The 12,196-nt window shown below is 67.0% G+C and carries 16 protein-coding genes; 2 read left to right on the forward strand and 14 right to left on the reverse strand.

Going from position 1 to position 12,196, the window contains the following annotated elements; all coding sequences use genetic code 11:
- Window positions 1-98: 98 nt before the first annotated feature.
- Genes RJ527_07330 through hisB form a run of 7 tightly spaced genes read right to left on the reverse strand, consistent with a single transcriptional unit; the run spans window position 99 to window position 4,071 of the window.
- Complete coding sequence (locus RJ527_07330) at window positions 99-461, reverse strand: histidine triad nucleotide-binding protein (GenBank protein ID WND77545.1); 363 nt, start codon at window positions 459-461, stop codon at window positions 99-101.
- Window positions 462-477: 16 nt separating this feature from the next.
- Window positions 478-801, reverse strand: coding sequence for a phosphoribosyl-ATP diphosphatase (locus tag RJ527_07335; protein WND78035.1), 324 nt, complete (start codon window positions 799-801; stop codon window positions 478-480).
- A gap of 19 nt (window positions 802-820) precedes the next feature.
- On the reverse strand, window positions 821-1,621 hold the full coding sequence (gene hisF / locus RJ527_07340; protein ID WND77546.1) for an imidazole glycerol phosphate synthase subunit HisF: 801 nt from the start codon (window positions 1,619-1,621) through the stop codon (window positions 821-823).
- The gene (hisA, locus tag RJ527_07345) at window positions 1,621-2,352 is read right to left on the reverse strand and encodes a 1-(5-phosphoribosyl)-5-[(5-phosphoribosylamino)methylideneamino]imidazole-4-carboxamide isomerase (protein WND77547.1); all 732 of its coding nucleotides are present in this window, start codon (window positions 2,350-2,352) and stop codon (window positions 1,621-1,623) included. Before hisA ends, hisF begins: the two co-directional genes overlap by 1 nt.
- Window positions 2,349-2,996, reverse strand: coding sequence for an imidazole glycerol phosphate synthase subunit HisH (hisH, locus tag RJ527_07350; protein WND77548.1), 648 nt, complete (start codon window positions 2,994-2,996; stop codon window positions 2,349-2,351). The genes hisA and hisH overlap by 4 nt, the downstream gene beginning before the upstream one ends.
- Before the next feature lie 18 nt (window positions 2,997-3,014).
- A complete protein-coding gene (locus RJ527_07355; GenBank protein ID WND77549.1) occupies window positions 3,015-3,416 on the reverse strand; it encodes a DUF2628 domain-containing protein in 402 nt (133 codons plus the stop codon).
- 55 nt (window positions 3,417-3,471) lie between these two features.
- Complete coding sequence (hisB, locus tag RJ527_07360) at window positions 3,472-4,071, reverse strand: imidazoleglycerol-phosphate dehydratase HisB (GenBank protein WND77550.1); 600 nt, start codon at window positions 4,069-4,071, stop codon at window positions 3,472-3,474.
- Window positions 4,072-4,282: 211 nt separating this feature from the next.
- Here hisB and hslV point away from each other — a divergent pair, with 211 nt between their 5' ends.
- Together hslV and hslU are read left to right on the forward strand one after the other, a co-directional pair.
- On the forward strand, window positions 4,283-4,828 hold the full coding sequence (gene hslV / locus RJ527_07365; protein WND77551.1) for an ATP-dependent protease subunit HslV: 546 nt from the start codon (window positions 4,283-4,285) through the stop codon (window positions 4,826-4,828).
- A complete protein-coding gene (gene hslU / locus RJ527_07370; protein ID WND77552.1) occupies window positions 4,825-6,198 on the forward strand; it encodes an ATP-dependent protease ATPase subunit HslU in 1,374 nt (457 codons plus the stop codon). Before hslV ends, hslU begins: the two co-directional genes overlap by 4 nt.
- Before the next feature lie 95 nt (window positions 6,199-6,293).
- Here the strand turns inward: hslU and RJ527_07375 are convergent, their stop codons facing one another.
- Genes RJ527_07375 through RJ527_07405 form a run of 7 tightly spaced genes read right to left on the reverse strand, consistent with a single transcriptional unit; the run spans window position 6,294 to window position 12,181 of the window.
- Complete coding sequence (locus RJ527_07375; GenBank protein WND77553.1) at window positions 6,294-6,680, reverse strand: helix-turn-helix transcriptional regulator; 387 nt, start codon at window positions 6,678-6,680, stop codon at window positions 6,294-6,296.
- Window positions 6,677-7,261 carry a Smr/MutS family protein gene (locus tag RJ527_07380; GenBank protein WND77554.1) on the reverse strand — a complete coding sequence of 195 codons (585 nt, stop codon included), beginning with the start codon at window positions 7,259-7,261 and terminating at the stop codon, window positions 6,677-6,679. Before RJ527_07380 ends, RJ527_07375 begins: the two co-directional genes overlap by 4 nt.
- Window positions 7,242-7,949 (reverse strand): lactate utilization protein, encoded by a 708-nt coding sequence (locus tag RJ527_07385; protein ID WND77555.1) that lies wholly within the window; start codon window positions 7,947-7,949, stop codon window positions 7,242-7,244. The genes RJ527_07380 and RJ527_07385 overlap by 20 nt, the downstream gene beginning before the upstream one ends.
- On the reverse strand, window positions 7,946-9,400 hold the full coding sequence (locus RJ527_07390) for a LutB/LldF family L-lactate oxidation iron-sulfur protein (protein WND77556.1): 1,455 nt from the start codon (window positions 9,398-9,400) through the stop codon (window positions 7,946-7,948). The genes RJ527_07385 and RJ527_07390 overlap by 4 nt, the downstream gene beginning before the upstream one ends.
- Complete coding sequence (locus tag RJ527_07395) at window positions 9,400-10,203, reverse strand: (Fe-S)-binding protein (protein ID WND77557.1); 804 nt, start codon at window positions 10,201-10,203, stop codon at window positions 9,400-9,402. The genes RJ527_07390 and RJ527_07395 overlap by 1 nt, the downstream gene beginning before the upstream one ends.
- A 51-nt stretch (window positions 10,204-10,254) precedes the next feature.
- On the reverse strand, window positions 10,255-11,478 hold the full coding sequence (locus RJ527_07400) for an MltA domain-containing protein (GenBank protein ID WND77558.1): 1,224 nt from the start codon (window positions 11,476-11,478) through the stop codon (window positions 10,255-10,257).
- Between the two features lie 7 nt (window positions 11,479-11,485).
- A complete protein-coding gene (locus RJ527_07405) occupies window positions 11,486-12,181 on the reverse strand; it encodes a Tim44/TimA family putative adaptor protein (GenBank protein ID WND77559.1) in 696 nt (231 codons plus the stop codon).
- Window positions 12,182-12,196: the final 15 nt, after the last annotated feature.

A 12,196-nucleotide genomic window follows, 5' to 3' on the forward strand; every position in this document is an offset into this window, starting at 1 on the left:
TCGCTGAATTCATACAGAAGTATGTCATTGGGATTTCGCGAAGAGAACAGGAAAACGGTATGTGGTTCATACCATTATGCGATCCGGCCGGGGCGCGGTCAGGGGCGCTTGAGCATCGGGCCGACGGGTTCGCCGCCGACGATGTGGAGATGCAGGTGGGGCACATCCTGATGGCCGTTCGCGCCGGTGTTGGCGATCAGCCGGTAGCCGTCTTCGGTCACGCCCAGCTTGTCGGCGACCTTCTTGATGGCCCGGGCATAGGCGAGGATTTCCGCGTCGCTGGCGTTCTCGGAAAAATCCGTCATGTCCACGTAATGGCCCTTGGGAATGATCAGGACATGGACCCGGCGCTGCGGCTGGATGTCCTTGAAGGCCAGGACATGGTCGTCCTCGTAGACGGTCGAACAGGGGATTTCACCCCGGATGATGCGCGCGAAGATGTTGTTCTCGTCGTAAGCCATCTGAATTCTCCTGCCCTTACTTCGGGCGGCTTGCTTTTTCCGCGATCCCCGACTGCCCCGTTCGGCGTTCCAACTCGGCCCAGACGTCGGCGGGGTCGAGACCCAGCTGCGCCCAAAGGGCGAGCAGATGATAGAGCACGTCGGCACTTTCCTTGGCCACCGATGCCTTGTCCTCGGTCAGGGCGGCGACGGCGGTCTCGACCGCTTCCTCGCCGATCTTACGCGCGATCAGCGGCGTGCCGCCGGCGAACAGCTTGGCCGTATAGCTCGACGCCGGGTCGCCGCCCTTCCGGCTTTCGATGGTCGCGAACAGGGCGTCCAGGATATGGGTCATGGCCAGGGTCCTAACTCAAAAAATATCAGGCGGCGGTTTCGTCCATGCGCACCGGGGCACCGGCCGCCAGCATATGCGCCTTGGCCTGTTGAATGGAATAGGTGCCGAAGTGAAAGATCGAGGCGGCGAGCACGGCCGAGGCATGGCCCTGGGTGATGCCGTCGACCAGATGGTCGAGGGTGCCGACCCCGCCCGACGCGATCACCGGCACGGGCACCGCGTCGGCGACGGCCCGGGTGAGGGCCAGGTCGAAGCCGTTCTTGGTGCCGTCCCGGTCCATGGAGGTCAGCAGGATTTCGCCCGCGCCGAAGTCCGCCATCTTTTCCGCCCAGGAAATGCATTCGATGCCCGTGGCCTTGCGCCCGCCGTGGGTGAAGATCTCGAACCGGGTGCCGTCGGGTGCGGGCTCCCGCGTCACGGCGTCGACCCGCTTGGCGTCGACGGCGACGACGATGCATTGCGCGCCGAACTTTTCCGAGGCCTCGCGCACGAAGTCCGGGTTGTGCACGGCGGCGGTGTTGATCGAGACCTTGTCGGCCCCGGCCAGCAAAAGCTTGCGGATATCCTCCGTGGTGCGCACGCCGCCGCCCACGGTCAGCGGCATGAAGCATTGTTCCGCGGTGCGCGCCACCACGTCGAAGATGGTGTCGCGGTTTTCGTGGCTGGCGGTGATGTCGAGAAAGCAGAGTTCGTCGGCCCCGGCGGCGTCGTAGATGCGGGCCTGTTCCACGGGGTCGCCGGCGTCGACCAGGTCGACGAAGTTGACGCCCTTGACGACGCGGCCTTCGTTGACGTCGAGACAGGGAATGACCCGGGCTTTGAGCATCAGGCCGCGTCCTTCAGAAGTTTCACGGCGGCGGGCAGGTCGATCTTGCCGTCGTAGACGGCGCGGCCCGAGATCACGCCCTCCAGCAGGCCGCCGCCCTGGGCCTTCAGGTCTTCCAGATCGGCCATGGACGACACGCCGCCCGACGCGATGACCGGGATCGAGACGGCGCGGGCAAGGTCGAGCGTCGCCCGCAGGTTGGGGCCCTGCATGACGCCGTCGCGGCCGATGTCGGTGAAGATGATGGCGGCCACGCCCGCGTCCTCGAACCGCTTGGCGAGGTCCAGCGCCGTCAGTTCGGAGACTTCCGCCCAGCCTTCGACGGCGACCAGACCGTCCCGCGCGTCGATGCCGACGGCGACGCGGCCCGGATGGGCCTTGCAGGCGGCCTTGACCAAATCCGGGTCGGTCAGCGCCACGGTGCCGAGGATCACGCGTTTCACGCCGCGGGCCAGCCAATCGTCGATCGTCGCCATGGTGCGGATGCCGCCGCCCAGCTGCACGGGGATGTCCAGGGCGTCAAGAATGCCGTTCACCGCGCCACCGTTCACCGGCCTGCCTTCGAATGCGCCATTAAGATCAACCAAATGAACCCATTCACATCCGGCGTCCTGGAACGCGCGGGCCTGGGCCGCCGGATCGTCGGAAAACACCGTCGCCCGGTCCATGTCGCCCTGATACAGGCGCACGCAGTTGCCGTCCTTGAGGTCAATGGCGGGGAAGAAGATCATGGCGCCCACTTTAAGAAGTTTTCGATAAGCTTGAGTCCCACAGCCTGGCTTTTCTCAGGGTGAAACTGGGTGCCGACCAGATTGTCGCGGCCCACGGCGGCGGTCACCGGACCGCCGTAATCGGTCACGGCGAGCAGATGTTCCGAGATTTCCGGCAGCATTTGATAGGAATGGACGAAATAGGCGTGCTGACCGTTGGCCAGGTCCTTGAGCACGGGGTGCTCCCGGTAGCCGACCCAGAACAGCTCGTTCCAGCCCATGTGCGGAATTTTCAGGGTCTTGTCGGCGGGATCGAGCGCCCGCACGGCCCCGGGAATCCAGCCGAACCCGGGGGTTTCGCCGAATTCATATCCCGTGGTCGCCATCAGCTGCATGCCGACGCAGATGCCGAGAAAGGGCTGGGCGCGGGTGATCACCGCCTCGTTCAGGGCGTCCATCATGCCGTCGATGGCGGCGATGCCGGCGCGGCAGTCGGCGAAGGCGCCGACGCCGGGCAGCACCACGCGGTCGGCCCGGGCGACCGCGTCCGGATCGGCGGTCACGACGACGGCGTCCGACCGGCCGAGTTCGCGCACCACCCGCTCGACCGCCTTGGCGGCGGAACGCAGGTTGCCGGAACCGTAATCGATGAGGGCGATGGTCATGACCGGCCGCTCCCGCCCTTAAGCCCGCGCCGCCGCGAGATCGCGGGCCAGCGCCGGATCGGCGTCGAGGAAACGGTAGAGGGCGTCGTCCCGGTCCCGGCCGCAGACGGGGCCGCTTTCGGCGAAGCCCTGGGCCGCCAGATGGCGGCGGCGCAGGTCGTTGGCGACGAAGCCGACGGCGGCATATAGCGCCAGCATCACCGCCGTGCCGGCCATGGGATCAGGCAGCAGAACCTCGACCGTCAGGCCGGCGCCCGTGATGATCACGAACAGGCCGAGCGCCGTCCACCACATGCGGTGCCACAACGCCCAGAGGAACGAGAACAGGAAGGCCGGCCAGTTGAAGCCCTCCTTGACCAGACGGACGTCCCGGTCCGGGTCCAGGCCGTGGCGGCGAAGGTGAACGGTGAAGACGCGCATGGGTACAGGTGCTCGTTAGAAGTCGGTCGCCCGGGGCGGGCGGAGACGCGGCGGCCTAGAGCGAGCCGCCCAGGGTTCCCTTGGTCGAGGGCACGGCGTCGGCCTTGCGCGGGTCGATGGTGGCGGCGTCGCGCAGGCTCCGCGCCAGGCCCTTGTAGCAGGACTCGACGATATGGTGGTTGTTCTCGCCGTACAGGTTTTCCACGTGCAGGGTCGCCCCCGCCGCCTGCGCGAAGGCCTGGAACCATTCCTTGAACAGCTCCGTGTCCATGTCGCCCAGCTTGGGCTTGGAAAAGTCCACCCGCCAGATCAGGTAGGGCCGGTTCGAAAGATCGATCGCGATGCGCGACAGGGTTTCGTCCATGGGCACCAGCGCCGAGCCGTAGCGCGTGATGCCGCGGCGGTCGCCCAGCGCCTTGTTCACGGCTTCGCCGATGGCGATGCCCGTGTCCTCGGTGGTGTGGTGGAAATCGATATGGGTGTCGCCCTGGGCCTCGACCGTCAGGTCCATGAGCGAATGGCGCGACAGCTGTTCCAGCATGTGGTCGAGGAAGCCGATCCCGGTCGCCACGGAATATTCCCCCGTGCCGTCCAGGTTGACGCTGACCTTGATCCGCGTTTCCTTGGTGTTGCGTTCGACGCTGGCCGTGCGCATGGCCTTGACCCTTTTATGAATTCGGATGCGGTCTTTTATCAGGCGGACCCTTTTTTACCAAAAAAATAGTACGCCCGGGCCCGGCGGCGATGGGCGGCGCGGGGAACACCCCCGGCCCTCGCCTTGATATGCACCGTTGACCGGACCACATGGTTCCCTATCATCCGGGCTTTCCCGTCCCCGGCACAACGGCATCCCAAGGAACGACCCCATGGCAAGCGACACCCCTCTTTGGCACGGCACCACCATCCTTTGCGTGCGCAAGGGGGACGACGTGGTTCTGGCCGGCGACGGCCAGGTGTCGCTCGGCGACACGGTCATCAAGGCCAACGCGCGCAAGGTCCGCCGGTTGGGCGACGGCAACGTGATCGGCGGCTTCGCCGGCGCCACGGCCGATGCCTTCACCCTGTTCGAGCGCCTGGAAGCCAAGCTCGAGCAATACCCCACGCAGCTGACCCGGGCCTGCGTCGAGCTCGCCAAGGACTGGCGCACGGACCGCTACCTCAGGCGGCTGGAGGCCATGATGGCCGTGGCCGACAAGGAGGTCTCGCTGGTCCTGACCGGCACCGGCGACGTGCTCGAGCCCGAGGACGGCCTGATCGGCATCGGCTCGGGCGGCAATTACGCGCTCGCCGCCGCCCGGGCGCTGATCGACCAGGACGGCCTGGACGCCCGCGCCATCGCCGAAAAGGCCATGGGCGTCGCCGCCGGCATCTGCGTCTACACCAATTCCAACCTGACCATCGAGGCCCTATGACCGAGCCCGCCGAACAGAAAACCGCCCCCCGCAGCCTGGACGACACCCTGGGCGCCGGCACCTCGAGCTTCACCCCGCGCGAAATCGTCTCCGAACTGGACCGCCACATCATCGGCCAGAAGGACGCCAAGCGCGCGGTCGCCATCGCGCTGCGCAACCGCTGGCGGCGGCAGCAGTTGGACGACGACCTGCGCGAAGAGGTCCTGCCCAAGAACATCCTGATGATCGGGCCGACCGGCGTCGGCAAGACCGAGATCGCGCGCAGGCTGGCCAAGCTGGCCCAGGCGCCCTTCATCAAGGTCGAGGCGACCAAGTTCACGGAAGTCGGCTATGTCGGCCGCGATGTGGAGCAGATCATCCGCGACCTGGTCGAGACCGCCATCCACATGACCCGCGAGCGCCTGCGCAAGCAGGTTCAATCAAAGGCCGAGGCGCGGGCGGAGGAACGGGTGCTCGACGCCCTGGTCGGCGACAACGCCTCCAAGGAAACCCGCGAAACCTTCCGCCGCAAACTGCGCAACAACGAACTCAACGACCGCGAGATCGAGATCACCGTATCCGATGGTGCCGGCATGGGCATGCCGACCTTCGACATCCCCGGCATGCCGGGGGCGCAGATGGGCATGCTCAACCTGAACGACATGCTGGGCAAGGCCTTCGGCCAGCAGCAGAAGCCCCGGCGCATGACGGTCGAAGACAGCTACGTCGTGCTGTTGGCCGAGGAAGGCGACAAGCTGCTCGACAGCGACCGGGTGGTGAAGGACGCCATTCATGCGGTGGAAAACAACGGCATCGTGTTCCTGGATGAAATCGACAAGATCTCCCAACGATCCGACGTGAAGGGCGGCGACGTCAGCCGCGAGGGCGTGCAGCGCGACCTCTTGCCGCTGATCGAGGGCACCACCGTCGCGACCAAGCACGGCCCCGTCAACACGGACCACATCCTGTTCATCGCCTCGGGCGCGTTCCACGTGTCCAAGCCGTCGGACATGCTGCCGGAACTGCAAGGCCGCCTGCCCATCCGCGTCAACCTGCGCGCCCTCACCAAGGACGACTTCAAACGCATCCTGACGGAGACGGAGGCGTCCTTGCTGAAACAGTACGTCGCCCTGATGAAGACGGAAGACCTGGACCTGGTGTTCACCGACGACGCCGTCGACGCCGTCGCCGGCCTCGCCGTGGACATCAACGAGGGCGTCGAGAACATCGGCGCCCGGCGCCTGCACACGGTCCTGGAAAAGCTGGTCGAGGAGATCAGCTACACGGCCTCCGACCGCTCCGGCGAAACGGTGACCATCGACGCCGCCTATGTGAACGAGCAGGTCGCCCCGCTGGCGAAGAACGCGGATCTGTCGAAGTTCATCCTGTAATCAATTTTCTTCAACTGGGCCGTTGAGGCCCCGCGGAGCGTAAGCGCAGCGAGCCAAGGGCGCGGACGCGCCCGCCCGGCGCTTGAGGGGCTAAATCAATGCGTCGGCCCGCCCCGCGTGCGCGCGGCGCGGCGGCCGCGGATTTCGGCGATGATCCAGTCGATGGTGTCTTCGTCCAGTTCGTGGATCAGTTCGGCCAGCAGGTTGGCCAGTTCCGTCGCCTTGGGGTTGAGGCCCGCCGTGTCGACGGTGATGCGGGGATGGGAGAGCGCCGCCATGCGCTTGAGCTCGTCCGTTTCCTCCATGCCCAGATTGAAGTAACCCGCGATCTGCTGCACCAGGCCCGGGCCGGGGCGGCCGCGGTAGCCGTGTTCAAGCGCCGAGAAATAGGCCGAGGACACGCCCATTTCCTGGGCGAACTGCTTCAGCGTGATCTTGTGCACCTTGCGCAGGCGGCGCACCTTCTGGCCGAAGGGTGTCATTGGGCCCCCTTGTTGCGTTTGAGCAGAATGTAAAGCGCGCCCTGGCCCCCGTGCGGGCGGGCGGCGTGATCAAAGGCGTGGATCAGCCCTTTCAGCGGCGGCGCGTTGAGCCAGCCGGGCACGGCCTGGCGCAGGACGCCGATTTCGCCCGTGTCGCGCGTCCCCTTGCCGGTGATGACCAGCACGCAGCGCTTGCCCTGACCATAGGCGCGGGTGATGAAACCGATCAGCTCAACATGGGCGACCGATTGCGTCATGCCGTGCAGGTCGAGGCGCGCCTCGACCGCCATCTTGCCGCGCCGCATGTTGGTCTGGGTGCGGCGGTCGAGCCCGGGGGCGGCGCCATGGCGGAGTTCGCGGGCGGCGGCGGGGGTGAGCGGCGGCGGTTCGGGAAGGGCGGTCGTGCGGTAGCTGCGCGGCGCGGGCCGGGCCTTCGGCGGCGGGGCCTCGCCCGGGGCGGGGACCGGATGATCGATGCGGGCTTCGCGGACGGGAAGGGGTTTGACGTCGCGGGTGACCCGCGCCCACAGGGCGTCGTCTTCCGAGGCGGCGTCCGTGCCCTTAGCCCGTTTGTCCGCCATCGTCCCCATCGTCCACAATCACGATGTGCAGATGCTTGGGCCCATGGATACCGAGGAACAGGGTGAGCTCGATATCCGCCGTGCGCGACGGGCCGGTGATCCAGTTGACCGTGCGCGGCATGAATCGGCCCGCCCCCTCGGCGTTCTGGCGGTCGGCGCGAAGGCGCGACCAGATGTCCTCGAAACAGCCGGAAATGTCGGACGCGCGCAGCACGGCGATATGCACCGGCGGCAGGAAGTTGACCGTGGTCGGGCTTTCGGGGCCTGAGAGAAACACCAGCGATCCCGTTTCCGCGACGGCGCCGAAGGCGTGGCTGACGCCGGCCGTGTCCTCGCCCTGGGCCGGACCTTCGGCGATGGTGATCGCGGTCTTGTCCCAGGGGGCGGCCCGGAGGCGCGGGTCCGGCGTCATGCGCACGGAAGCGGGCAGGTTCTGCGCCGCCAGGTAATCGGCGACGGCGGCGGGCAGGTCGTCGAGGGACGTCACGCGGGCGACCGTGGCCTGAACCCGTTCGGCCTCGGCCTGGAAGCGGTCGGTGGCGGCGGGGCCGGAATCCTGGCCCCGGGCCGGGATGACATGGCGGGCCTTGGCCATCAGGCGCTGGGCGACGGCGGCGCGGCGCGCCCCGTCGTTGGATTGGGTGAGGGCCGCCCGCAGGTCGCCCAGGATCTGTTCGCGCCCGCTCATGGCTTGCTCCGCGCCGCGGCGGCGCCGACCACGGCCCCGACCGGGCCCTTGTGATATTGCGCGATGAAGCTGTCGCCCTGGGGGGCGGGCAGGTCGCGGGGCCCGGTCCAGCCGCCGGCCAGCGGCAGCCATGTGAAGCGCCCGCGCTTGCGGCCCAGGATCGCCAGCGCCGTCATCACCGGCCCGGTCACGGCGCGGTAGAGCGTCGGCCGCTTGGCGAGCGCCGCCCAGAGCCCGAGCGACCAGCGCGCCGCCGCCGAATTGCCCTTGCGCTTGAACTGCCGTTCGCGCCAGGCGCGCAGCATCCGGGGCAGGGGGATGCGCATGGGACAGACGGTCTCGCACTTGCCGCACAGGGTCGAGGCATTGGGCAGGTCGCCCGCTTCGTGGATGCCGATCAGGCCCGGAATCAGCACCGCGCCCATGGGCCCGGAATAGACCCAGCCGTAGGCATGGCCGCCGATGGCGTGATAGACGGGGCAGTGGTTGAGGCAGGATCCGCAGCGGATGCAGCGGAGCATTTCCTGGAACTCCGTGCCGACCAGCTCGGTCCGCCCGTTGTCCAAAAGGATGACGTGGTATTCGTCGGGCCCGTCGAGATCGGCCGGCCGCTTCGGCCCCGTGCAGAAGGTGGTGTAGACGGTGATGTCCTGGCCCGTGCCGGAGCGCGCCAGCACGCGCAGCACCGTCGCCGTGTCCTCCAACGTCGGGATGACCTTTTCCAGGCTGGCGATGACGATGTGCACGCGGGGCAGGGAATAGGTCAGGTCCGCGTTGCCTTCGTTGGTGACCAGCACGTTGGTCCCCGTTTCGGCGATCAGGAAGTTGGCCCCGGTCAGGCCGACGTCGGCGCCCAGGAATTTTTCGCGCAGCTCGTTGCGCGCTTCTTCCAGAAGGGATTTCGGGTCGTCCAGGTTGCGCGCCGGGTCCAGGTTGGTGTGCGCCTTGCGGAAGGTATCCTCGACCTGGTTTTTGTTCAGGTGCACGGCGGGCGCGATGATGTGCGACGGCGGCTCCTTGCGCAGCTGGATGATGTATTCGCCGAGGTCTGTTTCGATCGGCGCCACGCCGTTTTCTTCCAGGAAATCGTTGATGGCGATTTCCTCGCCGATCATGGATTTCGATTTGGTCACCGTCTTGGCGCCGACGCTGCGGCAGATCTCGAGAATCTTTTCCCGCGCGTCCTGGCCCGTGCGGCACCAATGAACATGGCCGCCCGCTTCCTTGACCCGGGATTCGTACTGTTCCAGGTAAAGATCGAGATGCGCCAGGGTATGGTCCTTGATCGCCTTGGCGGCGTCGCGCAATTGATCGAATTCGGGCAGGCGGTCGACGGCCTCGGCCCGGCGCAGCGGAAACCCTTCGCCCAGACGGGTCAGGGCCTGGGCCAGCTGGCCGTCGGCCATGGCCTCGCGGGCGTTTTCCTTGAAGCGGCGGGTCTGGCTTTCCATCAGGCCGTGTCCTCGTCCGCTTCGCCGATGGCGGGCCGGTCCGTCATCCCGGCCAGGACCTCGGCGATGTGGCGGGCCTGAACGGACGCCCCCCGGCGCTTCAGCCGCCCGGCCATGTTCATCAGGCAGCCCAGGTCGCCGGCCAGCAGCAGGTCCGCCCCCGTGGCCAGGATGTCATCGGCCTTGGCGTCGACCATCTTTTCGGAAATGTCCGGATACTTGACGCAGAACAGCCCGCCGAAACCGCAGCAGGTTTCCGGGATGTCGCCCTCGACCAGGGTCAGGCCGCCGACCTTGCCCAGCAGGGCGCGCGGCTGCGTCTTGATGCCGAGTTCGCGCAGGCCCGAGCAGCTGTCGTGATAGGTCGCCGTCGCGGTCAGGTCCGGCGGGCGGACGTCGGCCCGCATGACGTCGGCGAGGAAGGCGACCAGCTCGAACGTCTTGGCGGCGAGCGCCTCGGCCCGCGCCTTCCATCCCGCGTCGTCCTTGAACAGATTGGGATAGTGGTGGGAAATCATCCCGGCGCAGGAGCCGGAGGGGGCGACCACGTAATCGAAGCCCTCGAACACGGCGATCACGTTCTTCGCGATGTCGCGGGCGTCCGGGCTGTCGCCGGAATTATAGGCCGGCTGGCCGCAGCAGGTCTGAGCCTCGGGCACGGACACGCGGCAGCCCGCGTCCTCCAGCAGCTTCACCGTGGCGAAGCCGACGCTGGGCCGCATCAGGTCAACCAGGCAGGTCGCGAACAGGCCGACATGCGGGGAAGCGGGCGGATTTGCCGGAATGGGGGAATGTTCGGTCATGATGGCCGCAGAATGCGGGCTTGGCCGCCGATTGACAAGGCCGAACGGCGGTTACTTGCGCGGCAGCAGCAGGTAGTACACGCCGCCTTCGTTCATCAGCCCGGCCCGGGCCTCGGCCTCGGCCCCGAAGCCCCAGAACAGATCGCCCCGTACGATACCCTTGATCGCCGAGCCCGTATCCTGGGCGACGACCATGCGGGTCAGGGGTTTTTCGTTCTTGGGATCGAGCGGGTCCGTGGTCACCAGCCAGAGCGGCAGGCCCAGCGGCACGTATTTGGGATCGACGGCGAGCGAGCGGCCGGCGGTCAACGGCACGCCCATCGCGCCCTTCACGACCTCGTCCTTTTCCACGCGGAAAAAGATGAAGGAGCGGTTTTTCAACATCAATTGTTCGGCGGCCAGCGGATTGGCGGTCATCCAGGCCCGCAGACTGGGCATGGTCACGTCTTCCACCTTCATCACGCCCTGGGCCACCAGTTCGCGGCCGATGGAGGAATAGCGGTGGCCGTTGCGGCCCGAGAAGGCGAGCCGGACATGGCTGCCGTCAGGCAGAAGGATGCGGCCCGAGCCCTGGACGTGCAGGAAGAACAGATCGACCGCGCTGTCGACCCAGAGCAGTTCCAGCTGCCGGCCGCGCAAAGCACCCTCGAGAATTTCGCGGCGGTCGAAATAGGGCAGCAGGCGATCGTCGGCCAAACGCCCGGCCAGCTGTTCGCCCTTGCGGTCCGGGTCGAACATGCCGAGCTCGACCACCACGATGTCGCGCGGGCGGGCATAGACCGGATAGCGATAGCGGGCCGTGGGCTGGAAACTGCCGCGCAGCAGGGGCTCATAGTAGCCCGTGAACTTGCCGTCCCGTTTCTGGCCGTCGCGCACATGGAAGGGACGGAAGCTGCGTTCGATGAAGAATTGCAGTTGCGCCGTGCTTTTGGTGTTGAGGCCGCGGGCCTCGGCGCAGATTTTCGCGAGATCGCCCATCGTGCCGTGTTCGGGAAGATATCCGAGCGGCTGATCGGCGGGCTTGGCGGCGACCGCCGGGCAGGACGCCAGGAACGCCGCCAGCGCGTCGGACAACACGTCCGCGCGCCAGCCGGGCAGGGTCTTGAACTCGGCGGGCTCCAAAATCAGTTGCGGCGGGACTTCGGCCGGGGCCTGATAATCGCTGGCGGGCACGATCTTCTGAATGGCGCCGCAGCCCGCGACGAGGCCGGAAGCGAAGACAGCCAGGGCGAGCGCCCAGACGGACGAGCGGCGATGGACGCGTGAGCCCCCCATCGCCTGCCTAGTCGGCGCTATGGGTCGCGACCAGAGCCCAGTTGGGGTCGCGGGCCTTGGTGTCGCGGGCAAAGGTCCAGAAATCGGTGACCGTGATGACCTCGTTCGGGTTGCCTTCGGCGACCTGGCCTTCGGCGTCGCGGGTCACGTTGACCTGTTCGGTCACGAACTTGATGGTGATGTTGGCGATGCGGCCTTCCATATAGGCCTCGACGATGTCCGCCGACTTGAAGCCGACCAGGGTGTCCTCGACCGTATGGCCGTGTTCCTCGCGGTCGCGGATCGCCGCCTCGAAATCGGCGAATACGCCGGGGTCCAGCAGGGTCTTCAGAGTCTTCACGTCCCCGGCGGCGAAGGCGTCCAGGATCATCTCGAAGGCGACGCGCGCACCGGCGAGGAATTCGTCCGGCGCGAAATCGGGATCGGCGACCCGGATCTGCACCAGGCCGTTGTCGACCGTGCCTTCGGCGGCGAAGGCGCCGGGATCGGATTTGGATTGCGGCGAATCGTCGACCTTGCGTTCGGGCAGGGTGATGACCTTACCATCGGCGGCCTCCTCGGGCGGAACCGGCTTGAACGGATCGCGGTGGCCGCTGCCGTCGTTGCCGTCACGACGGCCCAGCACGCTGCGCAGGCGCAGCACGAAGAAGGCCGCGACCATGGCGATGAGAATGATGTCGATGAACTGGAATCCGCCGCCCATTTGTGAATTCGGACC

The organism is Thalassospiraceae bacterium LMO-SO8 (assembly GCA_031655335.1).
Lineage (GTDB): Bacteria > Pseudomonadota > Alphaproteobacteria > Rhodospirillales > Casp-alpha2 > UBA1479.